Raw genomic sequence first — 26,656 nt, forward strand, 5'->3', positions numbered from 1 at the left:
TGTGCAGCCTTATCGCGCAGCGTCAGGTGGACCGATGGGTTGGGCGTCTACGAGCAGACATCGCACATCCGCTCATTGGCCCGAACAGGAAACTGCTCGCCACATTTCTCGCAAACTCGGCGAAGCTCGGCCTCACAGTGACCGGAGAGTTGGCAGCGCTCGTGAATCCCGACAAATATTTTATTCAGAAATCGCATAGCGAATTCTGTTGGAGTACTGTCCTCATGAAGCTCGACGTGAACAATGCCTTCTGACTGGGCCACCTTCTCGGCACCGGATTGAAAGCCTAACGGGCTCACCAAAATTCCGGCCTGGGCACATGTGTCAATAATTCGATAAGCAAGGCCATCGAGTTGTTCTTGATCCTGCTTCGAGGTAGTGTGTCTTCGGCACTCGATAATCACAAACGCTTCAGTGCCCTGACATATTCCTTTTGCGTCAATCGTCCAATCAGTTCCCGAGCGTACTCCGGGGATCGACTGCTTTCCCTCCACCCGCGATAAACCGAAATGCTCCGAAAAATTGCCAAGCAAGTACGCTGCGACTTCCTCGTAGGTTTGCCACTTCGAATCAGCCATATCGCGTTTCCTGAGACGCACAACGTAAAATTGAGGGGCAGCCCGCTTCTGTGGGGTAATGGGGGACAGCATCGCACAGTATTTCTCACAAGCAAGAATGCGAAGCTGAACCTTTTAGCTCTGTTCGGGATTCACGGATCGCCGTAAGGCGAGACTTGAACAATCCCCGCGGAGGTTTGTGGAATTTCACAAGAAAATCCGTGCTTGGCACCTTTGATTCCGCGTAATTGAGCCTGGCCCTTTTTTGCTTTTTTGTAAGCGATTGCCGTGCTTCAGTATTCTGTCTTGACTATGTGGTCCACTTTACTTATTATGGCATTGGGTTTAAGTTGAACTGACCGATTGACACTCGGAATGGGGCGCAACGTCTTCTCCTCCGGCCTTTGGCGCGAACAGGAAGCCGCCTTTTGCGCGCAATGCCTCATGGCTGTCAACAAAGAAGTATTTGCCGCGAAATTGATCCAGGACACACGGAAGGGAATACCATGTTGCGCAAGACACTTGCTTGTTGCCTGCTGTGTGCGGTTGCTCCAGTTCACGCTGCAACTTCCTACGCAATCGACCCGGCACACAGTTATGTCAGCAGCTATGCTCCAGTTTGGACAAACGAGGGTCCAGCCGATGCCGGCGTGGTCTCGTTGCCGGGAGAAGTCGTTGTGCCTTTGGCCTACTATTGGCGGTTGGACTGGCAACCTGTCAATCACAACATTTCCGGGTCCTTCGAGGCTGAGGTCATCTATTCGCCGTTCCACCCGGAGCTTAGTCGGCTCCAGTTAAGCAATATCAAGGTAGTCACCGACGCGCCGACTGCTGCGGGTTTCAGCTTGCCATACCAGTTGTCGATAACGGGCGGGGGTGCACTGCACATTTCCAATCGCGTCTGCGATGACGATGGCTTCTACTCGCCCGGCTATGCCTCTTGTTCAGGCGGTAACATCGGTCCCGTAACCACTCATTCGGGTACATTTGGCGCTGGCCAAATTGCGATGACCGGGGGAAAGCCCCCTGATTTGATGCTTACCAGTCTGACCCGGAGTGCCGAAATGCCGCCAGCGGTCACAGACTATTCGCCGGTCGCCGGAGCCTACGCCTACTCCATTCAAGCCACCGCGGTTCCGGAACCGGGAAGCGGCTTGATGATGCTCGGCGGCTTGGGTGTCCTTGCGTTGTACCTGCGTCGTCAGACGAATAGGGAGCGGCAACAGGCAATCTGTTGAGTCACATGCCATTGGGGTCAGGGACATTTCCTTTTCCATTTCCGTTTGCCTCCTGAAATCCAAGAAAAGTAATTTACATTGAAATCTTTTTCCCCCTGTAAATCCTTGCGTTGAATCCATCAGCAGGAAGTGCCTCAAGGCCTTTCCAAGACTGCGTTTTACCGATTTATCACCAGATTTTTACCAGTCAGTTTTCATGCGGCTGGTTTTGCAGGAATTTCCATCAATGCACCGTACACACCATACATGGATCGAAACTGCGCACCACATGATGAACTACCGCCGGTATAGCCTCGTCGGCGGTGGCCGGCAAACCGGCGAGTGCCTGTTCCAGCGCGCCCGCCTGCCCCTGCGCGTCGCGCGGTGAAAAATTCCAGGTGGTGGGCGCGATGATCTGGTAGCTGTGGATGCGTCCGCGCCTGACGCTCAGCCAGTGGCCGAGCGATCCGCGGGCGGCTTCGACGAGGCCGGCGCCGGTGCTTTCATCGGCGGGATTTCCGGGAATGCACCACGGCTCGCCGGGGGTGATTTCGCTTAGCCAGCGCTCCATCGCCGGGATCACCAGCGCCAGTTCGAGCAGGCGCGCGACCACCCTGGCGGCGACGCTGCCGCCGACGACCTGCACCATGTCGCGGGCGAGCGGATGGGCGGCGACCATCTGCCGCGCCAGCGCACCGGTTTCAACGACCTGCCCTGCCAGACGCGGCGCCTTGCACCAGGAGTAGGCCCCCGGTTTCTCGGCCATCGGCAGGGTGCCGCCGCTGGCCGGATGTTGCGGCAAAGCGGCGGCAATATACCAGGCATGCGAGATGTCTTCGCTGATCGCGCCGGAGTCGAACGGCAGGAGTTGTCCATCCCACAACCCGGCAGGAAACAGGCGTCCCGCCGTCTCCGGGTAACAGCCGTAGCTCATGAAAAGCTCGGTGCCGCGCCCCAGATGCCACAGGTCGAGATCGTCGGCGATGCGCAGGAAAAGGCGCAGATCGCCGCCGCCGGAACGCTGCTGCCAGGCACTTAGTTCGTTCCGGCTGGACAAGCCGGCCACCTCTACAAGCGTGCTGCCAAAGGTCACGTTTTCGAGAAAGTTGCGGAAGTCGCGCAGGATGCGATGCAGGCGGAAAATCTCCGTGCTTTGCAGCGGGCGCGTTGAACCACCGGGCTGAACGGCCAGGGTATGCGGCCATTTGCCGGCGAGCAGACCCATCATCTGCATGAAACGCGCGCGCGCCGGCAGCATTTCGTTCGGCGCCGTGCCGACGGTGGCGCGAAAGCGCTCGACGGTAGCCGCATGCCAGGCTTTGCCGGCATAGTCGCCCCGCGCAAAATCCGGCATGAAAAATAGATAGAAGTGCGTCAGATGGTCGGCCAGGTTCTCGGTGGCCAGCGTCAGATTGGCGGCCAGGCGGCCGTTGGGCGGCGCGACGATTCCCGCCGCATCGGCCAGCGCCAGTGCCGACGCCGCCGACTGGGCCACCGAGCAGATGCCGCAGATGCGCGGCACCAGCGTCAGGGCATCGGCTGGCATCTTGCCCTGCAAAATCTGTTCGAAGCCACGGTACAGCGGGGAGTTGACGTAGGCGGCGGCAATCCGGCCGGCTTCGATGTCAAGGGTGATTTCAAGATCGCCCTCGACCCGGTTGAAGGGCCCCACGACGCGCCGCGTGTTCATTTGCGGCCACGCTTGACGGGCGGCGTACGCTTCAGATGGTCGGCCCTGGCGTTCTCGCGCACGCGCGCCGGTGAGATAAATGGAGTCAGCATCGCACAGCATCTCTCAAAAGAAATAATTGCGTCCCATGACTACGTGACTGCCTGACTGGCGAAGTTTCTCGAACCCCAAGCGCTCCAGCGCCTTGACGATTGCAAGGCCCGAAATGTAGGGTAGCTTAGGCATGGGCAGGTACGCTAAACGTGGTTACCAGCGGATGACCTTGAAAATGGATCGGGAACTCTGTCAGATAAAGCGCCGTGGCTTCTTGCAAATTTGAGATAGCTTCCTCGACGGTTTCACCCTGGGTAGTGGTACCAGTTTCAGGGTTCAACGCGATATAGCCCCCTTCTTCGGCGGGAGTAAGTACTGCGGTCAATTCCATTATGAATTCCTTTCAGAAAGTGCCATTGTCGCGCGTTTCGGCCTAGGGTGCCCATCGTTCAAGGCGAGGGACGCGAAGCGGCTTTATCGCACGGCGCCCCCTGCACCGCAGGGTTGGGCACCTCGTCAGCCATGACCAGCTTCGGCATGCAACTTCAGCCCAAGTGCACCGATGACTTTAAGGATGGTGTCGAAGTCAGGGCTACGATCACCGGAGAGCGCTTTGTAAAGACTTTCGCGAGACAGTCCGGCATCGCGCGCGACCTGTGACATGCCCTTGGCACGAGCAATATCGCCAAGTGCTTTGGCAATGAATGCAGCATCCCCGTCGGCCTCTTCAAGGCAGGCTTCAAGATAAGCGGCCATTTCCTCTGGGGTTCTGAGGTGCTCGGCGACGTCATAGCGAGTGGTAAGGGTCTTGGTCATGGTTGCTACTCCGAAAGATTACGTGCGAGGCGCAATGCTGCATTGATGTCCTTGGCTTGGGTAGTCTTGTCTCCACCAGCCAACAGAATGATCAGCTCTCGCCCCCGCTTCTTGAAATACACCCGGTAACCGGGACCGTAGTCGATTCGCAACACCGAGAAACCTTCGCCAACCGACTCGACATCTCCGGGGTTTCCAGCGGCGAGCCGTTCGATCCTTACCGGACGCGCGCTCTCGCCTGGAGGTCGCGCAAGTCGTCGAGCCACCGAACGAAGAGAACGGTATTGCGAATTTCAATCACGGCGCAAATGTAGCCCAATGGCTACACCTTGTCAATGCCATAGGCGCCGCCCTCAGGACCGCCCTCGACCCGGTTGAAGGGCCCCACGACGCGCCGCGAGGTCATTTTCGGCCACGCTTGACGGACGGCGTACGCTTCAGATGGTCGACCCTGGCGTTCTCGCGAACGCGTGCCGGTGTTGCCGACTTGGAGAGGGCGGCAAGCGCCACGAACCAGGCCTTCGGCATATCGGAGGGCAGGCCGATGGGAATGCCGGCAATCTTCGGGGTGGTTTCAAAAGGATGGCCGGGCTCCTCAAAACCCGGATCGGTACAGCGGATGCAGGCAAAACCGCCACGCAGGCAGGAGCCCTGGCCATTCCACAGCCGCTGGTTGCAATCGGCATGGGCTTGCGTTCCCTTGCAACCCAGTTGCTCCATCAGGCAGCCCTGGTCGGAGTGCTTGCCCGCGCTGGCCTTGTACTCGTAATACTCGTTGCGCGGGCAGCCGTGATGCACCAGTTGGTCGGCATAAAAACGCGGCCGCCCGTAGTCGTCGAGATCGAGCGCGCCAAGCTGGCCGTGCGCCAGTAGCGCCAGCGTTTCGGTGATCCAGTCCGGATGCGGCGGACAGCCGGAAATGTTGATTACCGGCAGTCCCGAGGGATCGCGAAAGTGGGGGCCGAGCAGGCCGCCGTCGAGTTCGCCATCGTATTGCAGGCCACAGGCATCGGTCGGATTGACACCGGCCGCGGTGACCCCGCCATAAGCCGAACAGGTGCCGACGGCAACGACATGCCGCGCCCGTCCGGCGATCTGCCGGACCCACTCGGCCATCGACTGGCGACCACCGCCAAAGCGATGATAAGCACCGCTGCCCTGCGGCCCGCGCAGCAGCGAACCTTCGACGCACAGGACATCGACGGCACGGCGACCGTCGGCACACTCGGCGATCAACTCGCGCGCCTCGTCGACTCCGGCTTCGGAAACGCTGGGATGCCAGAGCAGCTCGACCCCCTCGTCGGCCAGCACCTGGAACAGCGGGCCATGCTCGTAACCGAGCCAGGACAGTGTGCAGCCGCCACAGCCGCCCGATTGCAACCAGAGCAGATTCATGCTTCCTCCAGTCCAAGACGCGTCAGCTTCATGCGCAAGCCGAGGCGGGTCAGCCCCAGTTCGTCGGCGACGCGCGTCTTGTTGCCCTTGTGCCGCGCCATCGCAGCGCGGATGAGCTGCTCCTCAAGGCGTTCCAGTTGATGCTTGAGCAAACCGGACTCCCCCTCAAGGTTAGCCGTCGGCTGGGCGGGAGATTTCACCGGCAGGCGTAGCCGGAGTGAAAGCAGTTCGGCACCCAATACGGGGCCGTCGCCGAGCGCCTGCGCCCGGCGCACTTCGTTTTGCAGCTCGCGTACATTGCCTGGCCAGGCATAAGCGAGCAGGCACTGCATCGCCTCGTCCGATAGCCGCTGCTCGCTCTGCGCCGATCTTTTGAGCAGTTCGTCGGCAATCAGCGGGATGTCCTGTGGCCGTTCGCGCAACGCCGGCATATACAGCGTCATGCCGGCGATGCGGTAATACAGATCCTCGCGGAAGCGGCCGCTGGCGACATCGGCATCCAGATCGCGATTGGTGGCGGCGATGATACGCACGTCCACGGCGACCGGTCGCGGGCTGCCGAGCGGGCGGACCTCGCCTTCCTGCAGGGCGCGCAGCAGCTTGACCTGAAACGCCGGCGAGGTCTCGCCGATTTCATCGAGGAACAGCGTGCCGCCGTCGGCTTGCTGAAACAGCCCGATGCGATCTTCGGTGGCCCCGGTAAAGGCACCGCGTTTGTGGCCGAAGAGCTCGCCTTCGAGCAGTGTGTCGGGCAGCGCGCTACAGTTTTCCACCACGAAAGAACGTTCCGCACGCGGGCTCGCGTAGTGAATGGCACGCGCCAGCAATTCCTTGCCGGTACCCGAATCGCCGGTGATCAGTACCGACAGGTCGTGTCGGGCGATTTTTTTTGCCAGCTCGCAGACCTCGTTCAGCGGACTGTCGGCAGCACGCGTCAGGCGCTCGAAACCGGCCTGCGCCTTGGCCTGGATGCGCCGGCCGGCGACCTGGCGCGCCAGATATTCGGGGCTGTCGCGCAGTTCCAGCGACAGACGCTGATTCTCCTGCTGCAGGCGCCACAGGTCGGCCGCACTCTTCAGGGTCAACAGCAACTGGTCGGCATGCCAGGGCTTCATCAGGTATTGCCAGATGCCGGCTTCGTTGATTCCGGCGATGATGTCTTCGGCATCGGTATACCCCGACAGAATCAGACGCACGGTGTCCGGCCACTGGTCGCGCACCGAACGCAGGAAGTCCACCCCGGAGGTGCCGGGCATGCGCTGGTCGGAGAGCACGATGTGCACGAACTCGCGTTCCATCACGGCAATGCCCTCCTCGGCCGAGGCGGCGGTGAATACCGTGAAGTCTTCTTCCAGCGTGCGCCGCAGCGTTTCCTGCGAGCGCGGTTCGTCGTCGACCACCAGAACGGACAAGGGGGCGCGCAGGGTCATGGGATGCTCCAGCCGAGTTCGCGATGTCGCGCCAGATGACGCGGCGTCCACGACGCTGGCGTCTTGCGAACGAAATGATGGCGGGCGATGTGATAACTCGGGTCAAAGCCGTAAAAATTGCGCCGCATGTGCGACAACTCCTCCTCGCGATAGGCGGCCAGCGGCTTGGCCGCTTCGTCGCGCGCCCGTGCCGCGCACTTCGCGGAGATCTTCGCGGCAAAGTCAGGGGCGGCCGCGAGTTCGGCGGCACGACGTTCCACTTCCTTACGAAAGGCTGGTATGTCACCGGCCAGGCAGGCATCGGTTAAGCCAATCTCCAGCGCCCGCTGTGCGGTCAGAGGTTGCCGGTCGCGCATGATGGCGCCTGCCGCATCGGCACCGACCCGGCGCGGCAGCAGGTAGGTCCAGTATTCCGAGCCAAAGAGATTGCCCATGTTCTTGTAATGCGGATTGAGTATCACCGCCGCGCGCGCCCAGACGAAATCGGCTGCCCGCGCCAGGAAGCAGCCGCCGGCACCGGTGTTGCCGCCGAGCGCGGCGACGGTGAGCTGCTGCCCGCTGCCAATCAGTTCGAGTGCCAGATCGTTCATGGCGTTGATGTTACGCCAGGATTCGTCGGCTGCCGAGCCCTCGCCCAGACTGGCGGCCTCGATCACGTTGAGGTGGATGCCGTTCGACCAGAAATCGGCACCGCCCATGAGCACCAGAATCCGCAGCGGACGCTGCCTGGCCCACACCAGCGCCGAACGCAAGCGTTGGCAGTGCGCGGTGGACATCGCGCCATTGTAGAACTCGAAATGCAGGAAGCCGACGGCACCACTTTCTTCGTAGGCGATGTCCTGCCAGGTAGCAGAACCGGCGCGCCACCAGCTTTCCAGCGGCGCCTCCGGCACTGACCTGGATTCGCTGTCGAAGGCCAGGGTCGCCGGCAACTTGATGCTGCCGGCACGCTTGACGTGGCCGATCCACACGGCGCCATCGCGCGTTGCCCGCAGCAGGGCCGTCTCGCGGCGGGCGATGACGGCGCCCGGCTCGCCGCGCAGGGTGGCCTCCGGCCAGGCGTCGAATAAATGGCATGGCTGACCAAACAGGCTGTCGGCGACACCGGGGAATCCGTCGGCGGCAGCGATCTTGCGCAATACCGTCGTGCTGTCGTCATGACGCCAGTCAATGGCGCGCCCGGCCTGCGGCAGCAGCGGCCGCCACTGGCTGACTAGGGGACGTTGCGGCTGGAAGCCAGATTGCGCTACGCGCTGTACCGCCTGCAAGACCGCAGTGCACGCGGCCTGCGTCACTTCGTTGCGGTAAATGCTCGATTTCTTTGCCGCCCGCATCGGAAAACTGGCGCTGGCCCACACCGGGCCGGCATCCATTTCCGCCTCGGCCTGCAGCACGGTGACTCCCCACTCAGCAACGCCGGCCTGAATCGCCCAGTCGAGCGCCGAGGGGCCGCGGTCGCCGACGACGCCGGGATGAACGATGAGGCACAGGTGCCGCGACCAGACAGATTCGGGGATCGCCCGGCGCAGGTAGGGCGCAACGATCAGCTCCGGTCGAAACAGCATCACCGCTTCCTCGGTGACCGTATCGGCGATATCGAATTCGATGGATATGTCATGCCCGCGCAGCCGCAGTTCGGCGGCAAGACGTTGCGTCAGGCTGTTGAAGGCGTGCGTGAGCAGCAAAATACGCATCACATGCTCATCAGCAGATACGCGGCAACTGATCGCCGACCAGCCAGTCGACAATGCGCCGGCCGCCAAAGGCGGTGGTCAGTTGCACGAAATGATGCGCGTCGTCGATCACCTCGCCGATCAGCGCCGCATCGCGCCCGAGCGGATGCGCGTGCATCGTCGCCAGCAGGCGTTCGCCATCGGCAGCGGCACAGATGGCAATCAGCTTGCCCTCGTTGGCCACGCAGAGCGGATCGAGACCAAGAAATTCGCAGGCGGCGGCAACCACCGGTTTCAGCGGAATCGCCTTCTCGTGCAACATCATGCCGACGCCCGACTGGCTGGCGATTTCATTCAGCGTCGCCGCCAGGCCACCGCGTGTCGGGTCGCGCAGGCAGCGAATGTCGGCCCCGGTGGCCAGCAAGGCGGCGATCAGGCCATGCAGCGCGGCACTGTCGGATTCGATCGCGGCGTCGAAAGAAAGATTCTCGCGCTTGCTCATGATCGCCACGCCGTGATCGCCGAGCGAGCCGGAAACCAGCACCCGGTCACCGGGCCGCGCCCGGCTGCCGCCGAGTTGAAGACCATCCGGCAGGACACCGACGCCGGTGGTGGTGATGAACACACCGTCGCCCTTGCCGCGCTCGACCACCTTGGTATCGCCGGTCACCACCGGCACGCCCGCCGCGCGCGCCGCGTTGGCCATCGATTCGACGATACGCGCCAGATCGTTCAGCGCAAAGCCCTCTTCGAGGATAAAGCCCGCCGCCAGATAAAGCGGGGTGGCGCCCATCACCGCCACGTCGTTGATCGTGCCATGCACCGAGAGGCTGCCAATGTCGCCGCCCGGAAAGAACAGCGGCGACACCACATGGCAATCGGTGGACATCACCAGCCGGCCGGGCTTGCCGGCAATGCTCGGCACCGGCAGGACGGCACCATCGTTGCCCTGGCCGAGATACTCGTTGCCGAGATGCCTGGCAAACAGTTCGGCGATCAGTTGCACCATCGCCCGCCCACCCGACCCATGCGTCAGATCGACGCGGCCATGCTTCAGATCAAGCGGGCGGACGTAGGCGCTTCTGATTTCTCTGACTTCGCCCATCAGTTCATCTCCTGGTAGCGCTGGTTCTTCCAGCGCAATGTGACTGAAAGGAATGCAGGGTACTCTGGCTTACACCGAAACCTGCCCGGTTTCCCTGAAGCGGCCGTAGCTGTAATGCGCAGCGCATGCCCCCTCGCTGCTCACCATGCAGGAGCCGACCGGATTCTCCGGGGTGCATACCGTGCCGAAAATCTTGCAATCCTGCGGCCGCTTGACGCCGCGCAGAATGGCGCCGCATTCGCAGGCCTTGTTGTCGGGCACCGAGCGGTAGTCGAGTTTAAAGCGCCGCTCGGCGTCGAATTGCGCATAGTTCCGGCGAATCCTCAGCGCCGAATAGGGCACCACCGAAAGACCGCGCCATTCAAACTCGCGACGCAGCTCAAAGACCTCGGCGACGCGATCCTGCGCCTTGAGATTGCCCTCGCGAGTGACGGCCCGCGAGAATTCGTTTTCCACCTCGGCACGCCCTTCATTGACTTGACGCACCAACATCAGGATCGCCTGCATGACGTCGAGCGGCTCAAAACCGGCAATCACCACCGGCTTGCGATACTCCTCGGCAAAGAACTCGTAGGGCCGGCTGCCAATCACCGTAGACACATGCGCCGGACCGATGAAGCCGTCGATCGGCACGCTTCCCCACTGCCGTACTTCGGGCGATTCGAGAATGGTACCGATGGCCGCCGGCGTCAGCACATGGCAGCACAGTACGCTGAAATTGCCAAGCTGTTCGCGCTGCGCCTGCTGGATCGCCAGCGCCGTCGGCGGCGTCGTGGTTTCAAAGCCGATGGCAAAGAAGACCACTTCACGCTGCGGGTTGTCACGCGCGATCTGCAGGGCGTCGAGCGTCGAGTAGACCATGCGGATATCCCCTCCACGAGCCTTGGCCTTCATCAGCGAAAGGCCGTCGGAAGCCGGCACGCGCAGTGTGTCGCCGTAAGTACACAGAATCACTTGCTGCTGCAAGGCCAGATTGATCGCCATATCTACACGCCCGATCGGCAGCACGCAGACCGGACAGCCCGGCCCATGCACTAGGCGCACGCTATCCGGCAGCAAGTCGCTCAGGCCATAGCGCGAGATAGCGTGGGTATGGCCGCCGCAGAACTCCATGAAGCTGTAACGGCGAAACGGTTCAACGAGTGCCGAAATCTTGCCGGCCAGCGTTTGCGCAAGCTCGCCATCGCGGAATTCGTCAATGAATTTCACGACGCCGCCAGCTCGCTCTCATCGATCGCTGCAAAAAGCGCCAGCGTCTTCTCCGCCTCGTCGGGGTCGAGTTTCGACAGCGCATAGCCGACATGCAGGATCACAAAATCGCCGATGTTCACCTCATCGAGCAGCGCCAGCGATATTTCCTTGCGCACTCCACCGAGATCGACAATGGCCGTATCGCCGGCACCGAGTTCAATGACTTTGACGGGGAGAGCAAGGCACATTTCACGACTCCAAGGATTCAATCGCCACCCAGGCTTGCCCAAGAGCGATGCCAGCATCGCCGGGTGACAGGCTTAGCGGCGCAAGCACGATCATACCGCGTTGCTCAAGGCTTTGCCGTAGTCCGGCGAATAGCAGGGCATTAAAAAAACAGCCGCCGCCAAAAGCCACCGTGCTCAGGCCGCTCGATTGTGCGGCTTTCCCAACCCACTCGGCCAGGGCGGCCACCAACGTGGCATGAAAACGGGCCGCCTGCAGGTCGACCTCGTCCGCGCCCTCCAGTTGCGCCAGGACAGGCAGCAGATCGAGCTGCCCTTCCTGGCCAATTATCCAGCCGCCGTCAAGCGCGGGCGGCCAGCCCTGCCTCTCGATGTGGCGCGTTGCCGCCTGTTCCAGCAGGATCGCCGCCTGCGCCTCGTACTGCATGTGCGTACATAGGCCGAGCAAGCCGGCGGCGGCATCGAAGACGCGGCCCATGCTCGAGGTGCGCGGGCAATTGATGTTGCGTTCGAGCATGGTGGCCAGCGTGTCGGCAGCGGCTCCCGGGAAGCGTGCACCGATTTCGGCCTGGCGGCCCTGCGCATGCAGGACGGCGGTCGCCATGCGCCAGGGTTCGCGGGCGGCACGATCGCCGCCGGGCAAAGGCAAGAGCCGCAGATGACCCAGGCGCTGGCAATGCGCGCCCTGCACCGATAACAATTCGCCGCCCCACGCCGTGCCATCCGGCCCGAGACCGACGCCGTCAAGGGCCAGACCGAGCAGCGGGGCACGCCGGCCATGCTCGGCGCAGACGGCGGCGATGTGGGCATGATGATGCGCGACGGCGACGCTCGGCAGTACGTGCCTAGCGGCAAAGGCAATCGCGGCGCGCGTGCTGTAGTAATCCGGATGCAGGTCGTGCGCGACGACATCCGGTTTGACTTCCAGCAGGTCGAGCATTCGCTCAAGCGTTTCGTCGAAGAAGTCGCAGGTTGCGGCATTATCGAGATCGCCGATGTGCGGCGACAGGAACGCTTCGTTGCCACGGGTGACGCAAATGCTGCTTTTCAGATGCGCACCGAAGGCCAGCACTGAAGGCCCGGCGTGTGCCAGCGGGATCGCTGCCGACGAGTAACCCCGGCTGCGCCGGATGAATTGCGTTGTCTGTCCCTGAGTGCGCAGCACGCTGTCGTCACAGCGGCAAACGATGTCGCGATCATGATCGAGAATGGCATCGGCAATTCCGGCCAGACGGGTCCGGGCTTCGGCACCGGTGCGCACGATCGGCTCGTCGCCAGGGTTGGCGCTGGTCATCACCAGAAGCAGATCCTGCGCTGCCGCCAGCCACTCGCTGCCGCCCGGCCGGCCTGCCGCTTCATGGAAGAGCAGAAAGTGGATCGGTGTCGTCGGCAACATGGCGCCCAGCCAGAGCAGACTGGGAGCCACCCCCGGCAAAGCAGACGCGCCTGCCGGCTGAGTGCGCAGCAGCACGACCGGGCGCTCGCGGCTTTCCAGCAGCGCCTGTTCCTGAAGCGAACTTATGGCGTAGGGCGCCAGACTGGCGACGTTCGCTGCCATCACGGCAAAGGGCTTGGCTTCGCGGTTCTTGCGCCAGCGCAATTGTTCCACCGCTTCGGCGTTGCGCGCGTCGCAGGCGAGATGGAAGCCGCCGAGACCCTTGATGGCGACGATTGCTCCCGACTGCAACAGGTGCAGGGTCGCCGCAATCGGGTCGCCGGCGATGGCCTCTCCGTGCGCATCGAGCAGCGACAGGCGGGGGCCGCAGAGCGGGCAACAGGTGGTTTCGGCATGAAAGCGACGGTTGGCCGGCGAGCCGTATTCAATGGCGCAGTCAGGACAAAGCGGGAACGGCGCCAGACTGGTTTGCGGCCGGTCGTAGGGCAGCGCACGGGTCACCGTATAGCGCGGGCCGCAGTGCGTGCAGGTGATGAAGGCATGGCGCCAGCGGCGACCCGCCGGGTCGAACAGTTCGGCAAGGCAGTCGGCGCACACCGCGACGTCGGGGCCGATAGCCGTCGTGGCCCCGGTGACTGAATTTCCGTAGCTCTCGGCGATGAAAAAGTTGATGAGACCGGCGGGCGCGAGCGCTTCGGCATGCACCGTGTCGACGCGGGCCAGCGGCGGCGCCTCGGCGCGTAGGCGGTGCAGCAGTGTATCGACCTGGACCGGCGCGCCTTCGCTAACAATCTCGACGCCTTCGGCATCGTTGCGCACCCAGCCGGCAAGCTTCAACTCCTGCGCCAGACGCCAGACAAACGGTCGGAAACCGACGCCCTGGACAATCCCGGCAACCCGGATGCGACGAGCGATGCGATCCAAGTCGGCAGTCAGGTCGGCGAGCCTTGCAGCTTCGCTTCCAGCGCGGCAATCTGTCGCTTGAGGCTGTCGACCGTTTGTCGTTTCGCGGCGATCGCGCTGCTCAGCCCGTCGCGCAGAAAGGCCAGCCATTCGCCCAGGCCCTCGCCGCTGGTGGCGGAAACGCGAATCACCCGAATTGCCGGGTTGACCCGGCGCGCATAAGCGATGGCGGCATCGACGTCAAAATCGACGTAGGGCAACAGGTCGATCTTGTTCAGCAGCATCAGGCTGGCGGCGCGGAACATGTCCGGGTATTTGATCGGCTTGTCTTCGCCCTCGGTGACCGACAGGATGGCCACCTTGTGTGCCTCGCCAAGATCGAAGGCCGCCGGGCAGACCAGATTGCCGACGTTTTCGATCAGCAGCAGGGAATCCTCGGCCAGGCCCAGCTTTTCTATGGCGTGGCCGACCATGTGGGCGTCAAGATGGCAGCCCTTACCGGTGTTGATCTGGATCGCCGGGGCACCGCTCGCACGAATGCGCTCGGCATCCCGACTGGTTTGCTGGTCGCCTTCGATGACGGCCACCGGCTCGCCGTCAAGCAGCGCGATGGTCTTGCACAACAGCGTGGTTTTGCCCGAGCCCGGACTGGACACCAGATTCAGGGCAAAGATGCCGCGCTCAAGCAGACGCTCGCGGTTCTGTGCCGCGTAGGCATTGTTCTTGGCCAGAATATCCTGCTCGATCTGCACCATGCGCCGGGCGTCGAGACCGGGGGCATGGGAATGCACGGGCGTGTAACGGTGGCTGTGTTCATGGGTGCGCTCTTGGCTGTGCTGATGGGCATGCCCCTCGTCATGGGAATGATCGTGGCGATGGCTCGTTCCGTCTGCATGCACATGATCGTGCTCGTGTCGATGACCCGCTGCCGTTTCGTGATGCACATCGGCGCCATCGATTTTCACTTCACCGCTAGCGCAGCCGCAGGTTGTACACATGCCGATCTCCTTTATCCGACCTCAAGTTCCTTGACTCTCATTTCCGTACCGCCGGTCACCTGCACCTGATATGAACCACACTGCGGACACTCACCGAATGCCTCGCTCATGGCGACGCTCGTCGAACAGCCCAAGCACCAGCCGGTCCCCGGTGTCGAGATGATCTCCAACTGCGCACCTTCCGCCACGCTACCCCGCGTCACGGCGTCGAAACAGAAGCGCATGGCCGCAACCTCGACCCCGGCGAGCTGACCGATTTCCAGCCAGACCGTGGTGACCTTCGAGAATTCCTGCTGACGCGCGGTGTCTTCAATCAACTGCAATACGCCTTCAGCCAGAGACATTTCATGCATGGAAAAGAGTCTATCACTGATACGGCCAAACTCTTGCGCTCCCGACGGCCAAGCGCTGGCCATACGCAGCAAGGACGTCTTTACAGGCTATCGGGAGTCTCACCCGACAGCCCTGTTCGGCGCCTATTTCACGCCGCGCAAGAAGTCGGCAAAGCGCTGGTCGCGGGTGGCGATGTGCAGCTTGATGAATTTGAGAATGGATTCTGCCTGGCCGGCAACAAGCACTGATTTTCCCGACGCTTGAGACGCTGCAATTTCATCCAGTGCATCCAGCATTCGAACGTGGTCGCTGACATGGTCTTCATAATCGTCATAACTCATTTGCCGCATCAGCAGTTCTTCCGACAGGAAATGCGCCTTGCTGTAGTCAACGAGTTGCTGAAAAATATCGCTGATCACTGTCGGCGGGGAATTTTTCCGCACCGCTTCGCACAATTCGTTCAGTAGTTCGACCTGAATCCGATGCTCTGCATCGGTTTCGTCATGGGATTTTTGATTGAAATCGGAAATTTTTGACATGGTTTCTGTTGACATGGTATCGCCTCGCTGTGGTCTGCCGGTTAATAATAGCCTTCAATACAAGCCCTTCCTTCAGATGTTAGTATGTTGGGGGTGATCTGGCCAGTATTGTTTGAGCACCCGTGCGTATTATTCGTCGCAGAAGGTTTGCGGAGCGGAAAGGCAAAAACTTGGGAACTCCCTGTGGAACGACCTGGAACCGACCACGGATTCACTCACCGGATACCGTAGCAGGCTCCGGCGGCGGCAGTTCGAACACCTCCCAGAGCGGCACCTGAAGACCGTCCAGCCGTTCAAAAACGAGTAACTCGTCGCAGGCGAACACCATACCCTTGTCGTAACCGTCGTTGGTCAGCAGAAATCGGATCGCATGGTTTTCAAGCGGATCGACCAGCACGTATTCGAGCACGCCACTTTTCTCGTACTGCGCCTTTTTCTCGCGCAGATCGCGGCTTGAGGTCAGCGGCGACAACACCTCGTTCAGGGCTTGGCGGTTTCGACCGGCGGCACATCCGCTGCGACCATGTCGCGAAAGGCGTGCCAGGTGGTATGCCCGACCACTGGCATGGTCACGATCAGACCGATAAAGAACGTTGCAAAACCGATGACGGCGAGGAGTGCGATGCATGCGGCCCAGAGCAGCATCGGGCCGGGGTTGCGGGCACAGGCGATGAGGCTGGCGATGGCCGCCGTAACCGCATCGGTTTTGCGCTCAACCATCAGTGGAACGGCAATCACACTGATACAAAAAACCAGGGCGGCGAAGAATCCACCCACGGCAAAATATACGATTGTAAATTCGGGTTGTTCGAAACTCACGACAGCAAGCACGACTTCGGCAAAACTCGGAAATCCCCCGGCGAAAAGCAGAGCAAAAATAACGATTGATGCGCGTGCCCAGATCAGCATGACAACGACCAGCAGCGCGGCAAACAGCCCGACATTGGCCAGGTTGGGACGCCAGGTAGCGAGACTGGGGGCCAGTCTGGGCGGCTCCCCGCGTTCGATTTGCCGACTCAGATCATACATCCCCATGGTCAAGAACGGGCCGAGTAACAGGAAGCCTGTTGCCAGCCCGGCAAAGAGCGCGTAAGCCTTGGCAAACACCAGCAGCATCAGCCAGCCGGAAGCAGCAAAACTAACGCCGTAGAACAGGCTGGCCCGCCCGCCCCTACGAAAGTCTTGCCAGCCTCCACGCAGCCAGCGGGGGACGGCGTTAACCTCGACACGGCGTATTACCGGGAAGGAACTGGCAGTACTTTCGCTGGCTGGGGTTTCGCTCATGGTGTGGACCTTTCTGAGATTTGTTTGCTCTTCGATTCCGGTGTGGCCTTAGTAGATCGATAGGTGTTATACATAGCGTCTTAAATATTGGCGCATTAATCAGCCACGTTTGACCTTTACCTTATCGTTTGCGAAAGACTATGCGCCATTATTTAAGTCGCTATGTATAGCATCGGAGCAGCATCGTGCAATTCTGAATTTGGCAAGGGAAAACAACACGATGTTGACACCTTTGAATCTATGCCCTTTAAATCACTATCATTTTCGGGATACTTCCACAATTAATATTTTTACAGGAGTTTCGACCGTGGGATTCAGGGAATAGGTTCGTCCAACAAACGGTTCAGACTTTGTCTTCGCAAAATCTAACCTTGTTCGTCAGGCGCAGTTGATTCCACAGGCAGCATTTTAGATAGCAGGGTTTCCGGGGCGATGTCCTGTTCATTGGGCCACGTTACTGCGCCAAACTGAATGCCTACCCGATTAAAATAATGTACGTCCCGAAGCTCACGAAAAACGCCGTGGTCGAGATAAGGGTTCAAGTCGAAAATGCCCTTGCGACCGTCCTCAATCTCGACATAAATGCGGAAGTCCGGCAGCGGTTTAACTGTTTTTACATCCCAATACATGGCGGCCTCACAGCGGTTCGATTTTGTAGGGGGTCTCACCACTGGCGGCGAGTTCCCAATCTGCCATTAGTTCGTCGCGATGGAGTTCTATCCACGCCTGCACCAGACGCAATTGCTTGCGCGGCAAAACGCCGGCGAGAATCTCACCGTCTTCGAGGCCAATAGATGCTTCGAACTCGGCGTATTTGGCGTGAATGTGAGGCAGGTTGTGGTGCTGGTTGTCGATCAAGTACAGGCGGATGATGATGCCGTAGAACATGGAAATGATTGGCATATTGCTCTCCTTGTGATCTGGCAAATGTCGGTAGTTTAGGCGTAGGGCATGCCTTTCGCAAAAAACGGCGCTGGTGAGACACCGGAAATCGTGGTCTGACCCCGATTAACGCCTCGCCGATTAACGCCTGACCTCGATTAACGCCTGAATCTGTTTTCACTCAGGTTCGTTGGAATGATGGATAGCCCTCACACTGCACCAAAAATGGAACGAAATCCTTCGGCACCGGAGGACCAGAATAGCCAACCGAGAGCACCGCAATTTAGAATGACAGTAACCCAAAACTGGATTTGAAAAGCCTTCTTCTTGGTCTTGTGGCGAAGTAGCCTTTGTGCGGCTAATGCGCCAGGCCAACCACCGACCAATGCAAAGAGGTGCAAGGTGCTCTCTGATATTCGCCACGTATCGTTTTTTGCGGCCAACTTGTCGAGTTTATAGGCGAAAAATGCGACAGCGCTGGCAACGAGATAGAGCACAAGGACAAACAACGGCAACTTATGGGTAAAAACCAACCCCGCTACAAAAATGAGAAAGGCAGCAGCCAGAATGAAGGGTGTATTGCTATACCCAGATGAAGATGCAGAAGGCGAACGTTCGCCGACGAATACAACACTTTGAGCTTGCGCACGACCCTTGGCGTCGGTCTTGATTTCATAGGTTACGATTTCGTTTCCCTCTGGCCTTCTTTGGCGGTTCGCAAAAGACTTTATATGAACGAAAACTTGTGTTCCAGTCCCGTTCGGGGTGATGAATCCAAAACCTTGTTCATCTTTCCAGTTAGTTATTTTTCCTTGATAACGCATACTGATTATTCGCGAGGGCTAACGTGTGGACATCACTTGTCGAACAAACAGATTATTGGCTTGACCAATAATCTAGCCCAAAGGTAGCCAAAAGGTAGCGAAAAAGAGCCCGAACCAAAAGGAGCCAAAAAGGGTCAGGGACATTTCCATCTTACAAGGTAAACAGCTATCGAGTTAGTTGGCCAAAAATTGTCAAATAAATATTAGCACTGTTGTCAGGGGTTTCGGAGTGTTGGCTGGTAAACCCTGCTCTCTTCCAGTTTAGCCCGAGGATTTTCCCTGCACCATTCAACCCTTGGCCCTTGTTCCCAGCGCCAGAAAACGTCGACGTGAAAGCGAGGGTTCACCAGGGTGTTTCTCGGCCTCGGGCGGCGTGGGCACAGCGAGCAAACCAAGCATGGCGGCACGCGCGGTCATCACGGCCTCGGACTGCGTTGCAAACTTGTCCATGGGTGAAAAAAGGGGGCAACTCTGATATTCGCCCAGCTCCGGTTCATCGCTGCCGAGAAAGGCGAAATCGCCGGCGGGGAAATTGATGAATCGACGCTTGTTCTCACCGGTGGAGACCCAGTCACTGTCGCTGCCCGGCACCAGGAGCAGGCTCATGCACCAGGGCGTGACGACGATCCCCAGCCAGTGCCCTCGCCAAGGTTGGAAATCGATTGCCTCGACGGCCAGTGCCGGGTTGAGCATCGGCACCCCGGCCATGCGCTCGTGCTGGATGCGAAAGAAGGCTGCCTCAACCGCATCCGCCGGACTGGCGGGATGGACACGAAACGTCACGCGACGTGTCCCCAACGACGTTCATCGTCGCCCTTTGCGACGAGTTCGGCCATCAGTGCCAGCGCCTCCTCGGCGCGCTCGGCTTCGACCCGTTCGAAGGCAAAGCCACCGGCCTGGATGAGCAGATAGTCACCGACCACTACTTCATCGTCCAGCAGCAGCAGGCTGACTTCGCGCAATTGTCCAAAACACTCGGTGAGTGCGGTGCCCTCCCGAACTTCAAGGACGCGCGACGGCGCAGCGAGGCACACCTCAGGCCTCCGTCTCGGCAAGCGCTTCAAGCAGATAACCACGCTGGGCGAGTTCCCCGGCAGCCATCGCGACCAGTTGCGGTATGCGTGCCGCCACCGTGGCGGTCATCTCCATGCCGAGTTCGAGCGAGATCGGCTCAACGCCGAGCACAATGATTTCCCTGGGCATAGTGTCGAGCAGTTCGAGACTGGCCAGCACATCCGAGAGGCCGATCTGGTGCGGTGACAGTTTGTTGCGGAAGAACACCGGGATATCCTCGCCGGCGATCCTGACCACGTTACCCGGTGCGGCGCCGGTCTTGACGACATCGACGACAATCAGGAAATCGAGACTGGAAAGATCTTCGATCATCTCCATGCCCGAAGTACCGCCGTCGATGAGCAGCACGTTGGCGGGCACTTTGTAGGCCTTTTCCAGTGCCTCGACAACGCGCACGCCAGCGGCCTCGTCGGTCAGGATGGTGTTGCCGATACCGAGAACTACTGCACGCATTGAGCACAATCCGTCAAGTGGAGGGGTGGGAATGGTGAATTGCCAGATGGTCAGTTATCAATAAATGCTCGACCGATGAATAATACCAACAAAATTGGCCCTCACCCCGGCCCCTCCCGCGGGAGAGGGAGAAAAACGGAGCTCTCTCCAGCGGGTGTGCGGCAGCGCGGTGAGGGCCGGTGGGCATAGGCTAACCGTATGGCCAATCATTACACCGCGCCGGGCAAATGCACATGGCTGCAAGCTGACGGTCGGCTAGACCACCTTGACGCTTATGGCGGTGTCGTTTTCCTTGTCGGTCAGGTGGATGGCGCAGGCAATGCAGGGATCGAAGGAGTGAATGGTACGCAACACTTCCAGCGGCTTTTGCGCATCGGCAATCGGAGTGTTGAGCAATGAAGCCTCGTACGGTCCCGGTTCGTCCTTGTCGTTCCTTGGGCAGGCATTCCAGGTTGAGGGCACCACGCACTGGTAGTTCTTGATCTTGCCGTTGTCGATGACCACCCAGTGCGACAGCACGCCGCGCGGAGCCTCGTGGATGCCGACGCCCATGACTTCGCCCTTGGGAAACACCGGCTTGTTGAAGGTCGCCATATCGCCCTTGCCCATATTGGTGAGCAATGCCGTCCATTGCTCGTTCAGCAGATCGACGTTGAGACAGCAGGTGATGGCGCGAGCGGCATGACGGCCGATGGTCGAGTGCATGGCGTCGAGCCCGACCTTGGTCTTGGCCAGCGTGGAGACCAGATCAAGAGTGGCCGTGGCGTACTTCGTTGTGGGCTCATGACCGGCCGCCAGGCCGTTCAGCACCCTGGCCAAGGGGCCAACTTGGCAAGTCTGGCCGTAGAACGTCGGCGACTTCAACCAGGAATACTTTTCGTCGGGCTTGAAGTCGGTGTAGTTCGGCACGGTCTGGCCCTGGTAGGGATGCAGGGCGCCGGCCTTGTCGTAGTTGTACCATGAGTGCTTGACGGCCTCTTCGACGCCCTTGATCCAGTATTCATCATTGAACGAGTTGATCGGCTTGCGCTTGGCCAGATCGCCGGCTTCAATGTAGCCGCCGGGAAAAGCGAACTGCGTTCCCTTGCCATCGAGCGGAATATCCGGCACCGAAAGGTAATTGGTAACCCCTTTGCCGATCGCCGTCCAGTCGGCGTAGAACGCGCCGACGGCAGCAACATCGACCAGATAGACGTTCTTGACGAAGTCATCCAGTTCATCGATCCAGGCCTTGATCGTCATCAGACGTTCGACGGTCAGCACGGCCGGCGAGTCGGTGGCCAGAGGGTTGGCGACACCGCCGACGGCCACGTTCTGGATGTGCGGAGTCTTGGAGCCAAGAATGGAAACAATCTTGTTCGCCTTGCGCTGCACTTCCAGGGCTTGCAGGTAATGCGCCACGGCCATCAGGTTCACCTCCGGCGACAGCTTCATCGCCGGATGCCCCCAGTAGCCATTACTGAAGATGCCCAGTTGCCCGCCATTGACAAAATGCTTGAGCCGCTCATGGACGCGCCGCATCTCGGCCTTGCTGTTCAGATGCCAGGACGACAGGCTTTCAGCCAGCAACGCGGCTTTGTCCGGATCGGCCTTGAGCGCCGAGGTCACATCGACCCAGTCAAGCGCCGACAGATGATAGAAATGTACGATGGCGTCATGCACCGCGTGCGCCGTGATGATGATGTTGCGGATATATTGCGCGTTGACCGGAATCTCCATCTGTAGCGCATTTTCAACGGAGCGCACCGAGGCGATGGCGTGCACCGTGGTGCACACGCCGCAGATACGCTGGGTGATGGCCCAGGCATCGCGTGGATCGCGTCCGAGCAGGATCAGCTCGACGCCCCGCCACATCTGGCCGGAGGACCAGGCTTTCTTGATCCGGCCTTGATCAATATCGACATCAATGCGCAGGTGGCCTTCAATACGTGTGATCGGATCAATTGTTATGCGCTCGGACATTTTCTGTCTCCATCCTTATGTTAACGTGACAGTCGCGCCAGCGACTCTCGAATCTCCCCTGCCCTATGACGGAGGGCTCGGGTGAGGGTGAGGGTAAAAAAACGGGGATTACTTAAAGTATCGGGATTAGTTCCAGAGCCATGCCGGCTAGTGGGCCAACTGGGCGTTTTCCCCCGGCAATACCGGGGTTTCTTCCCTCGGCAACACCGGGAAACGACGGGTGATGATGATGTAACCGAGCACATTGGCGGCGAAAATGCCGAGCGTAACTAGCATTTCCGGCACTGACGGGAAGTAGCTCCAGCCCGGCCCGGTGTCGAAGGCGATCAGGAAACCGTTCAGTCGCAGCATGATTCCGCCGAGCATCACCGCCAGACCCGCCACGAACAGCCGCGCCGGATTACGCCGTGCCTCGACCGTGCCGATGAGCAGGAAAGGTGCAATGAAGCAGGCGTTCTCGATCCAGAAAGTCAGTGCGGCGGCGTTGAGCTGGAAGGCGTAGCCAAGTACACCACGCACCAGCAGGTCGGTAAAGCGCACCACCAGATACAAGGCCATGATGCCGAGCATGACCCTAGCCATTGGATTGAGCAGCGGCACCTCGATTTGCCTGCGGTAAGCCGATGCGGCAACGCAGGACTCGAAGAGGATGACGCCGTAGCCGAGCGTGATCGCCGAGAGCAGGTAGATCAAGGGCTGCATCGGAGTCTGCCAGAGCGGATGAACCTGGCCGCCCATGACCACCAGCATCGTTCCCAGCGAAGCCTGGTGCATCATCGGTAGGACGATACCGAGGGCGATGAAGAAGAACAGCACCTTGTTGAGTTTCTTGCGCGTTTCACGCAGACCCATTTTCTCCAGGAAAACTGGCGAGAACTCGATCCACATGACGATGATGTACAGGGTGATGCAGGCCGCGACTTCGAACATCACCGAGTGGACGTTGAAGTAGCCCGGCCAGAAAATATGCCAGAAGTTCCACCAGCGCCCAAGATCGACGGTGATGGCGGCACCCGCCAACGTATAGCCGAAAAGACTGCTGAGCAGTGCCGGGCGCACCAGCGGATGGTACTTGCCCTTGTTGAAAATATAGACCAGCAGTGCCATGCAGAAGCCGCCGCAGGCGAGCGCCGAACCGATGAAGACGTCGACCACCACCCAGATGCCCCAGGAATAACCATCGTTGACGTTGGTCGTCGAGGCCAGACCAAAAAACATGCGGATCAGAATGATTGTTGCCATGACGGCAATCAGCACGCCACAGGTAAATGTGGTGGTATTTAGCAGGCTGCCGCCGACCGGCGCCGGTACGGTATGTTGATCTGTGCTCATGATCGATCCTTCCCTGGCTTGTCCGCCGGTTCATCGTCGTCATGATGAACGTTGCGTTTGGCCACATAGGTCATTCCGGCGAGCACGGCAAAGGGCATGATCAGCCCGCCGTAAAGTGCATTCTGGATGTTTTCGGACGTCGCCGCTGCGGCTTCAGGCTTCAGATCGGGCATGCCGACCTTGGCGAAGGTCACCGCCGAAAGCTTCAGAACCTGGGTGCCACCGTATTCGGTCTCGCCATACACATGCTGGAGATAATTGCCGACCGGCCCCTCGTAGCTCTGATCTGGTCCGCCGAGCTTTCCGCGCGGATAGACGGTCATGCTCCCCGGCGCCAGCGCGATGCGTCGCTTGGCTTCGGCGAGCAGATCGGAGGTTCTGCCATACAGCGTGGCGCCAGTCGGGCAGACTTCGGCGCAGGCCGAATAATGCCCGTCCTCGTAGCGATGGCGACACAACTCGCACTTGCCGATCTTGCCGGTCGGCGAGTCATACTGATACTTGGGAATGCCGAAGGGACAGGCGACGACGCAATAGCGGCAGCCGACGCAGGCATCGGGGTCGTAGGACACAATGCCGGTGACCGGATCCTTGACCATCGCCGTGACCGGGCAGGCCGAGACACACGAGGGATCGGCGCAATGCATGCAAGAGGTCTTCATGAAGGCAAAGCCGTTGACTTCGGCGTCCTTCGTTTCCATCGTGCCGTTGCGGTACATCTTGATAATGTTGAAGGTATACCCCGAAGTATCGAGCGGCGTATCCCACAGATGATCGTCGGTGGAAAACACCGGCGGATTGTCGTTCGCCGCCTTGCAGGCGGATACACAGGCCTTGCAGCCAACGCACAAGGTGGCGTCATAGAGCAAGCCAAGCGCCTCGGGAGGACGCGATCGCGTTTCCCGCGCACACACGGGCGGAGCAATCGCGGCACCGGTCACTGCGGCACCGCTGGCGAGAGCGCCTTTCAGGAAATTTCGCCGGGTTGTCATGATTACATCCCCTCCTTCTCTTTCGCCTTGCTGGCTTCCTTGGCGCGCTGGGCCTCCTCGGCCGCGTGCGACAAACCCAGGTTACGGGTGAGCATTGCCGCCGCTCCCGCTGCCGCCGCCGCGAGGGCAGTCAGCGCTGCGGCCGAAGCGAAGGTTGCGCCCTGGCCCTGCTCTTCGACAATACGCGGGTATTGCAAGGGCGGTGCGACATTGAGCATCCTGGCGACCTGATGGATCGGCTTGGTGAAACCCACCCCCTTCTCCGTACATCCGATGCACGGATGTCCACAGCCCACCGGCCAGTTATTCTCCCCGGCATCGCCAAAACCCAGCGTCGGACAATTGGCGTAGGTTTCCGGCCCCTTGCAACCGAGCTTGTAGAGACAGTAACCCTGGCGATGTCCCGAATCGCCGAACTCCATGGCAAAGCGACCGGCATCGAAGTGTGCCCGGCGCTCGCAGTTTTCATGAATCAGGCGAGAATAGGCAAACTTTGGACGTCCCAGCTTATCGACGTCGGGAAGTTTGCCGAAAGTCAGAAAATGGACGACGCTGGCGAGAAAGTTGTAGGGATTCGGCGGACAGCCGGGAATCGTCACCACCGGTTTGCCAAGTACTTCACCCAGGCCGGTCGAGCCGGAGGGATTGGGGCCGGTTGACGGCATGCCACCCCATGAGGCGCAGGATCCAATGGCAATCACTGCCGCCGCATCCACCGCGCATTCCTTGACCATATCGATCGCCGTTTGCCCGCCAATCTTGCAATAAATACCATTTTCCTTGACCGGGATGGCGCCTTCGACGACCAGGACATACTTGCCCTTGTTGGCTTTCATGGCGTCCTTGCGTGCGGCCTCGGCCTGGTGGCCGGCGGCGGCCATCAGGGTCTCGTGGTAGTCAAGAGAAATGACATCCAGGATCAGCTTCTCCAGAGTGGGGTGCTCGGCGCGCAGAAGCGACTCGGAGCATCCTGTACATTCCTGGAAGTGCAGCCAGATGACCGACGGGCGTTTGGCATTTTCTATCGCTTTGGCGATCGCCGCCTCGGCGCCGCTTGGTAAACCCATCGCAACCGCCAGCGTCGAGCAAAACTGAAGAAAATCGCGGCGCGACATGTCAAGGCGCTGTACGACGTCGTGCAAGGTCTTGCGCTCCAGATCAAAAATTTCATTCAGATCGCCCATCGCTTGTCTCCTCCTGGTGTCTGGCCGCGTCCGGACCGAATGGGAGTAAGCAGTGCAAGTCGCGTGCCACCCCGGACGATGATTTTCAATTCCGCCAATTCAATGACTTAGCTGTGTTGCGGCGCAGCAATGAGAGCAAAAATCGATTATCTTGTAACCATCTGACTAACCAGTTTTCAATCCGGCTTGAGTACCATCCGATGTAAAAATATATCGTTTCACTGTTTCATCATCCGAAGCACCGCGTCTGAATTGAACTTGTATGATATATTTCAAAAAAATCATAGGCTCGTAATTCGAACCCCACCTGAGGTGCCGCTCATGGATTTGCCCAACGACTGGTTTACTCTTCTCGCCCTGGTATTTGTCTTTGGCGCCAAACACGGGCTCGACGCCGACCACTTGGCGACCATCGATGGGCTGACCCGTTACAACCTGCGGCAGGCGCCGTCTCGGGCGCGCTGGTGCGGGTCGCTGTTCTCTCTGGGCCATGGTGCCGTGGTGATGATCATTGCGCTCGGCGTCGGCGTCGCTTCGACCCAGTGGCAGGTACCGGAGTGGATGGAAAATGTCGGCACCTGGATCTCCATCGTCTTTCTCACGCTGCTTGGTCTGCTCAATCTGCGGGCGGTACTACTGACCGCGCCGGATGCCGTGGTGTCCCCGGTAGGTCTCAAGGCCGGGTTGCTCACGCGCTTGCAGTCGGCATCGCATCCATTGGCGATTGCCGCAGTCGGCGCCCTCTTCGCCCTGTCGTTTGACACCATGAGCCAGGCCGCGCTATTTGCCGTCACGGCAACTCAGCACGGCGGCATTGCCCATGCCCTGATCCTCGGGCTGGCCTTCACCGGTGGCATGCTGGTAATGGATGGCATCAATGGCTTGTGGATTGCCCGCCTGCTGCGTCGCGCCGATCAACGTGCCCGCATGGCCTCGCGGGTGATGGGCCTGCTGGTTGCCCTGATCAGCCTCTCGGTGGCGGCATTTGGCCTAGCGCGCTGGTTGCACTCCGACGTCGCCGTCTGGTACGAAGGCAAGGAACTCGGGCTCGGCATCGGCGTAATCGTGTTGCTGGCCCTTGCTTTCATTGCCACCCAGGGACTCACCCGCCCACCGCTCGCAACCAACAGCGCACGCTGAAAACCGGA

General features: G+C 60.1%; 30 protein-coding genes. 2 read left to right on the forward strand and 28 right to left on the reverse strand.

The window, feature by feature from the left end:
- Nucleotides 1-47 precede the first annotated feature (47 nt).
- Nucleotides 48-578 (reverse strand): hypothetical protein, encoded by a 531-nt coding sequence (locus JNM42_RS12675; protein WP_294270388.1) that lies wholly within the window; start codon nt 576-578, stop codon nt 48-50.
- 485 nt (nt 579-1,063) lie between these two features.
- Here JNM42_RS12675 and JNM42_RS12680 point away from each other — a divergent pair, with 485 nt between their 5' ends.
- Nucleotides 1,064-1,795, forward strand: coding sequence for a PEP-CTERM sorting domain-containing protein (locus JNM42_RS12680; RefSeq protein WP_294270391.1), 732 nt, complete (start codon nt 1,064-1,066; stop codon nt 1,793-1,795).
- Between the two features lie 223 nt (nt 1,796-2,018).
- Here the strand turns inward: JNM42_RS12680 and JNM42_RS12685 are convergent, their stop codons facing one another.
- The 27 genes from JNM42_RS12685 to JNM42_RS12810 form a co-directional block, all read right to left on the reverse strand.
- Nucleotides 2,019-3,464 (reverse strand): nickel-dependent hydrogenase large subunit, encoded by a 1,446-nt coding sequence (locus JNM42_RS12685; RefSeq protein ID WP_294270395.1) that lies wholly within the window; start codon nt 3,462-3,464, stop codon nt 2,019-2,021.
- 105 nt (nt 3,465-3,569) lie between these two features.
- Nucleotides 3,570-3,689: a type II toxin-antitoxin system HicA family toxin gene (locus JNM42_RS19500; protein WP_366504444.1), complete on the reverse strand. Its 120-nt coding sequence runs from the start codon at nt 3,687-3,689 to the stop codon at nt 3,570-3,572.
- The gene (locus tag JNM42_RS12690; protein WP_294270398.1) at nt 3,682-3,888 is read right to left on the reverse strand and encodes a hypothetical protein; all 207 of its coding nucleotides are present in this window, start codon (nt 3,886-3,888) and stop codon (nt 3,682-3,684) included. The genes JNM42_RS19500 and JNM42_RS12690 overlap by 8 nt, the downstream gene beginning before the upstream one ends.
- Nucleotides 3,889-4,013: 125 nt before the next feature.
- The gene (locus JNM42_RS12695) at nt 4,014-4,313 is read right to left on the reverse strand and encodes an addiction module antidote protein (protein ID WP_294270400.1); all 300 of its coding nucleotides are present in this window, start codon (nt 4,311-4,313) and stop codon (nt 4,014-4,016) included.
- Between the two features lie 5 nt (nt 4,314-4,318).
- Nucleotides 4,319-4,579 (reverse strand): type II toxin-antitoxin system RelE/ParE family toxin, encoded by a 261-nt coding sequence (locus JNM42_RS12700; protein WP_294270402.1) that lies wholly within the window; start codon nt 4,577-4,579, stop codon nt 4,319-4,321.
- Between the two features lie 136 nt (nt 4,580-4,715).
- Complete coding sequence (locus JNM42_RS12705; protein ID WP_294270403.1) at nt 4,716-5,708, reverse strand: HupU protein; 993 nt, start codon at nt 5,706-5,708, stop codon at nt 4,716-4,718.
- Nucleotides 5,705-7,138, reverse strand: a complete 1,434-nt coding sequence (locus tag JNM42_RS12710) for a sigma-54 dependent transcriptional regulator (protein WP_294270407.1) — start codon at nt 7,136-7,138, stop codon at nt 5,705-5,707. Before JNM42_RS12710 ends, JNM42_RS12705 begins: the two co-directional genes overlap by 4 nt.
- Entirely contained in the window at nt 7,135-8,832 is a 1,698-nt protein-coding gene (locus JNM42_RS12715) for a hydrogenase maturation protein (protein WP_294270410.1), read from the reverse strand. Before JNM42_RS12715 ends, JNM42_RS12710 begins: the two co-directional genes overlap by 4 nt.
- 10 nt (nt 8,833-8,842) lie before the next feature.
- The gene (gene hypE, locus JNM42_RS12720) at nt 8,843-9,916 is read right to left on the reverse strand and encodes a hydrogenase expression/formation protein HypE (RefSeq protein WP_294270412.1); all 1,074 of its coding nucleotides are present in this window, start codon (nt 9,914-9,916) and stop codon (nt 8,843-8,845) included.
- A gap of 69 nt (nt 9,917-9,985) precedes the next feature.
- Nucleotides 9,986-11,125, reverse strand: a complete 1,140-nt coding sequence (hypD, locus tag JNM42_RS12725; RefSeq protein WP_294270415.1) for a hydrogenase formation protein HypD — start codon at nt 11,123-11,125, stop codon at nt 9,986-9,988.
- Nucleotides 11,122-11,355 (reverse strand): HypC/HybG/HupF family hydrogenase formation chaperone, encoded by a 234-nt coding sequence (locus JNM42_RS12730; protein WP_294270418.1) that lies wholly within the window; start codon nt 11,353-11,355, stop codon nt 11,122-11,124. Before JNM42_RS12730 ends, hypD begins: the two co-directional genes overlap by 4 nt.
- A gap of 1 nt (nt 11,356) precedes the next feature.
- Nucleotides 11,357-13,672, reverse strand: coding sequence for a carbamoyltransferase HypF (hypF, locus tag JNM42_RS12735; protein WP_294270421.1), 2,316 nt, complete (start codon nt 13,670-13,672; stop codon nt 11,357-11,359).
- Between the two features lie 8 nt (nt 13,673-13,680).
- On the reverse strand, nt 13,681-14,649 hold the full coding sequence (gene hypB, locus JNM42_RS12740) for a hydrogenase nickel incorporation protein HypB (RefSeq protein ID WP_294270423.1): 969 nt from the start codon (nt 14,647-14,649) through the stop codon (nt 13,681-13,683).
- 11 nt (nt 14,650-14,660) lie between these two features.
- Nucleotides 14,661-15,002 (reverse strand): hydrogenase maturation nickel metallochaperone HypA, encoded by a 342-nt coding sequence (gene hypA / locus JNM42_RS12745; protein ID WP_294270425.1) that lies wholly within the window; start codon nt 15,000-15,002, stop codon nt 14,661-14,663.
- 123 nt (nt 15,003-15,125) lie between these two features.
- A complete protein-coding gene (locus tag JNM42_RS12750; RefSeq protein WP_294270428.1) occupies nt 15,126-15,536 on the reverse strand; it encodes a hemerythrin family protein in 411 nt (136 codons plus the stop codon).
- A gap of 196 nt (nt 15,537-15,732) precedes the next feature.
- Nucleotides 15,733-15,993 (reverse strand): Uma2 family endonuclease, encoded by a 261-nt coding sequence (locus JNM42_RS12755; RefSeq protein WP_294270431.1) that lies wholly within the window; start codon nt 15,991-15,993, stop codon nt 15,733-15,735.
- A gap of 8 nt (nt 15,994-16,001) precedes the next feature.
- A complete protein-coding gene (locus JNM42_RS12760; RefSeq protein ID WP_294270434.1) occupies nt 16,002-16,805 on the reverse strand; it encodes a DUF2189 domain-containing protein in 804 nt (267 codons plus the stop codon).
- Nucleotides 16,806-17,170: 365 nt separating this feature from the next.
- Nucleotides 17,171-17,434, reverse strand: a complete 264-nt coding sequence (locus JNM42_RS12765; RefSeq protein ID WP_294270437.1) for a DUF2442 domain-containing protein — start codon at nt 17,432-17,434, stop codon at nt 17,171-17,173.
- Between the two features lie 7 nt (nt 17,435-17,441).
- Complete coding sequence (locus JNM42_RS12770; protein ID WP_294270440.1) at nt 17,442-17,708, reverse strand: DUF4160 domain-containing protein; 267 nt, start codon at nt 17,706-17,708, stop codon at nt 17,442-17,444.
- A 188-nt stretch (nt 17,709-17,896) separates the two neighbouring features.
- Complete coding sequence (locus JNM42_RS12775; protein WP_294270444.1) at nt 17,897-18,511, reverse strand: cold shock and DUF1294 domain-containing protein; 615 nt, start codon at nt 18,509-18,511, stop codon at nt 17,897-17,899.
- Nucleotides 18,512-18,799: 288 nt separating this feature from the next.
- Nucleotides 18,800-19,294, reverse strand: coding sequence for a [NiFe]-hydrogenase assembly chaperone HybE (gene hybE, locus JNM42_RS12780; protein WP_294270446.1), 495 nt, complete (start codon nt 19,292-19,294; stop codon nt 18,800-18,802).
- Nucleotides 19,291-19,545 carry a HypC/HybG/HupF family hydrogenase formation chaperone gene (locus JNM42_RS12785; protein ID WP_294270449.1) on the reverse strand — a complete coding sequence of 85 codons (255 nt, stop codon included), beginning with the start codon at nt 19,543-19,545 and terminating at the stop codon, nt 19,291-19,293. The genes hybE and JNM42_RS12785 overlap by 4 nt, the downstream gene beginning before the upstream one ends.
- 1 nt (nt 19,546) lies before the next feature.
- Nucleotides 19,547-20,038, reverse strand: a complete 492-nt coding sequence (locus tag JNM42_RS12790) for a HyaD/HybD family hydrogenase maturation endopeptidase (protein ID WP_294270452.1) — start codon at nt 20,036-20,038, stop codon at nt 19,547-19,549.
- 255 nt (nt 20,039-20,293) lie between these two features.
- On the reverse strand, nt 20,294-22,000 hold the full coding sequence (locus tag JNM42_RS12795) for a nickel-dependent hydrogenase large subunit (RefSeq protein ID WP_294270454.1): 1,707 nt from the start codon (nt 21,998-22,000) through the stop codon (nt 20,294-20,296).
- 147 nt (nt 22,001-22,147) lie between these two features.
- Complete coding sequence (gene hybB / locus JNM42_RS12800) at nt 22,148-23,332, reverse strand: Ni/Fe-hydrogenase cytochrome b subunit (RefSeq protein WP_294270457.1); 1,185 nt, start codon at nt 23,330-23,332, stop codon at nt 22,148-22,150.
- Complete coding sequence (gene hybA / locus JNM42_RS12805) at nt 23,329-24,324, reverse strand: hydrogenase 2 operon protein HybA (RefSeq protein WP_294270462.1); 996 nt, start codon at nt 24,322-24,324, stop codon at nt 23,329-23,331. The genes hybB and hybA overlap by 4 nt, the downstream gene beginning before the upstream one ends.
- A gap of 2 nt (nt 24,325-24,326) precedes the next feature.
- Nucleotides 24,327-25,508: a hydrogenase small subunit gene (locus tag JNM42_RS12810; RefSeq protein ID WP_294270465.1), complete on the reverse strand. Its 1,182-nt coding sequence runs from the start codon at nt 25,506-25,508 to the stop codon at nt 24,327-24,329.
- Nucleotides 25,509-25,829: 321 nt separating this feature from the next.
- On the opposite strand from JNM42_RS12810, the gene JNM42_RS12815 reads away from it, so the two are divergent.
- A complete protein-coding gene (locus JNM42_RS12815; protein ID WP_294270468.1) occupies nt 25,830-26,648 on the forward strand; it encodes a nickel transporter in 819 nt (272 codons plus the stop codon).
- Nucleotides 26,649-26,656 lie beyond the last annotated feature (8 nt).

It is taken from the genome of Propionivibrio sp. (genome assembly GCF_016790145.1).
Classification (GTDB): Bacteria; Pseudomonadota; Gammaproteobacteria; order Burkholderiales; family Rhodocyclaceae; genus Propionivibrio.

Excerpts from the sequence above, each read along its gene's own strand:
- JNM42_RS12675 (WP_294270388.1), bottom strand. The coding sequence starts at position 578 with ATGGCTGATTCGAAGTGGCAAACCTACGAGGAAGTCGCAGCGTACTTG.
- JNM42_RS12680 (WP_294270391.1), top strand. The coding sequence starts at position 1,064 with ATGTTGCGCAAGACACTTGCTTGTTGCCTGCTGTGTGCGGTTGCTCCA.
- JNM42_RS12685 (WP_294270395.1), bottom strand. The coding sequence starts at position 3,464 with ATGAACACGCGGCGCGTCGTGGGGCCCTTCAACCGGGTCGAGGGCGAT.
- JNM42_RS19500 (WP_366504444.1), bottom strand. The coding sequence starts at position 3,689 with ATGCCTAAGCTACCCTACATTTCGGGCCTTGCAATCGTCAAGGCGCTG.
- JNM42_RS12690 (WP_294270398.1), bottom strand. The coding sequence starts at position 3,888 with ATGGAATTGACCGCAGTACTTACTCCCGCCGAAGAAGGGGGCTATATC.
- JNM42_RS12695 (WP_294270400.1), bottom strand. The coding sequence starts at position 4,313 with ATGACCAAGACCCTTACCACTCGCTATGACGTCGCCGAGCACCTCAGA.
- JNM42_RS12705 (WP_294270403.1), bottom strand. The coding sequence starts at position 5,708 with ATGAATCTGCTCTGGTTGCAATCGGGCGGCTGTGGCGGCTGCACACTG.
- JNM42_RS12710 (WP_294270407.1), bottom strand. The coding sequence starts at position 7,138 with ATGACCCTGCGCGCCCCCTTGTCCGTTCTGGTGGTCGACGACGAACCG.
- JNM42_RS12715 (WP_294270410.1), bottom strand. The coding sequence starts at position 8,832 with ATGCGTATTTTGCTGCTCACGCACGCCTTCAACAGCCTGACGCAACGT.
- hypE (WP_294270412.1), bottom strand. The coding sequence starts at position 9,916 with ATGGGCGAAGTCAGAGAAATCAGAAGCGCCTACGTCCGCCCGCTTGAT.
- JNM42_RS12730 (WP_294270418.1), bottom strand. The coding sequence starts at position 11,355 with ATGTGCCTTGCTCTCCCCGTCAAAGTCATTGAACTCGGTGCCGGCGAT.
- hypB (WP_294270423.1), bottom strand. The coding sequence starts at position 14,649 with ATGTGTACAACCTGCGGCTGCGCTAGCGGTGAAGTGAAAATCGATGGC.
- hypA (WP_294270425.1), bottom strand. The coding sequence starts at position 15,002 with ATGCATGAAATGTCTCTGGCTGAAGGCGTATTGCAGTTGATTGAAGAC.
- JNM42_RS12750 (WP_294270428.1), bottom strand. The coding sequence starts at position 15,536 with ATGTCAACAGAAACCATGTCAAAAATTTCCGATTTCAATCAAAAATCC.
- JNM42_RS12760 (WP_294270434.1), bottom strand. The coding sequence starts at position 16,805 with ATGAGCGAAACCCCAGCCAGCGAAAGTACTGCCAGTTCCTTCCCGGTA.
- JNM42_RS12765 (WP_294270437.1), bottom strand. The coding sequence starts at position 17,434 with ATGTATTGGGATGTAAAAACAGTTAAACCGCTGCCGGACTTCCGCATT.
- JNM42_RS12770 (WP_294270440.1), bottom strand. The coding sequence starts at position 17,708 with ATGCCAATCATTTCCATGTTCTACGGCATCATCATCCGCCTGTACTTG.
- JNM42_RS12775 (WP_294270444.1), bottom strand. The coding sequence starts at position 18,511 with ATGCGTTATCAAGGAAAAATAACTAACTGGAAAGATGAACAAGGTTTT.
- JNM42_RS12790 (WP_294270452.1), bottom strand. The coding sequence starts at position 20,038 with ATGCGTGCAGTAGTTCTCGGTATCGGCAACACCATCCTGACCGACGAG.
- JNM42_RS12795 (WP_294270454.1), bottom strand. The coding sequence starts at position 22,000 with ATGTCCGAGCGCATAACAATTGATCCGATCACACGTATTGAAGGCCAC.
- hybB (WP_294270457.1), bottom strand. The coding sequence starts at position 23,332 with ATGAGCACAGATCAACATACCGTACCGGCGCCGGTCGGCGGCAGCCTG.
- hybA (WP_294270462.1), bottom strand. The coding sequence starts at position 24,324 with ATGACAACCCGGCGAAATTTCCTGAAAGGCGCTCTCGCCAGCGGTGCC.
- JNM42_RS12810 (WP_294270465.1), bottom strand. The coding sequence starts at position 25,508 with ATGGGCGATCTGAATGAAATTTTTGATCTGGAGCGCAAGACCTTGCAC.
- JNM42_RS12815 (WP_294270468.1), top strand. The coding sequence starts at position 25,830 with ATGGATTTGCCCAACGACTGGTTTACTCTTCTCGCCCTGGTATTTGTC.